This is a genomic window from Paraburkholderia podalyriae (genome assembly GCF_014397785.1).
Lineage (GTDB): Bacteria > Pseudomonadota > Gammaproteobacteria > Burkholderiales > Burkholderiaceae > Paraburkholderia > Paraburkholderia podalyriae.
Genome location: NZ_VZQQ01000256.1, coordinates 1 through 905 on the forward strand (window position 1 = coordinate 1; position 905 = coordinate 905).

Sequence of the window (905 nt, forward strand, 5' to 3'; positions counted from 1 at the left end):
CCCACATCCGTTCCGGGCGAGCTCATATCCGAGTTGAATGTCGGTAAGGCGCTGCATGCCGCGCCACATAACAGTATTGCCGGGAGGCGCGTCGTTGGCTCTGGCCAGATAACCGCCAAGGCGTGCGACCCGGATGAGGTTTCGTAAGAGCGGTGGCCCCTGGGCCGTAGGCGGGAGGTTTGGGATGAGTCGCTCGAGCAGTTCAATTTCGGTTGATGTGAACACCGTCTCAGACGAAGCTTGTGGCGCGCAACGACTAATCATGGTCAGCCAGAATATGCGCCAACTGAGAATGCAAAATATCGAGATCAGGTTTGCCAGCCGATCGGCTGTGCGCAGCTTCGAGTCCTCCGCCTTGCATCCCGACTTGAGAATCTTGTGGAACGTTTCGATCTTCCAGCGCATGGCATACCAGTCGAGCTTCTCGATTGCTTGCGCACGCGACTGGACGGGGAGATTGGTCAGCAGCTTCCATTCAATGCCGGCGCGCCCGGGCGGTACATCGCGCTCATGCGCGTGGATTGCTGTGAGCTGCAGCGCGGGATAACGATTCTGCTTGCCGATAGGCGGTAGCACTGTGATTCGCTGGTAACGAAGCTCAAGCGTCACTGTCGCTGGGCGCCCCTTCGCATCGCGAATCTCGACGCGATGCAATCCTTTAACCTTAACCTGTTCCATTTCGTGCGCGATGGTATGCTGGCCATCGCCAGCAAGCCGGTCAACACAGGTTCGCACGAGAAAGTACGTGGACAGTTCATGCGCCGTACAAAACAGTTCATAAATGTCGCTTTCCCGATCGCCCACGTGAATGCAGCGCACAGGATCGCCGAGCAGCGCCGTTGACTGACGCATGTTCTCCAGCCAGCGATAGCTTTCCTTCTGCTCAATGGGTACCCGTGTAGGAT

1 protein-coding gene is annotated in these 905 nt (G+C 57.5%); it reads right to left on the bottom strand.

Annotated features, from left to right (window positions below; all coding sequences use genetic code 11):
- A partial coding sequence (locus F6X42_RS42900) for an IS4 family transposase (protein ID WP_187639770.1) occupies window positions 1-905 on the bottom strand: 905 nt, incomplete at both ends.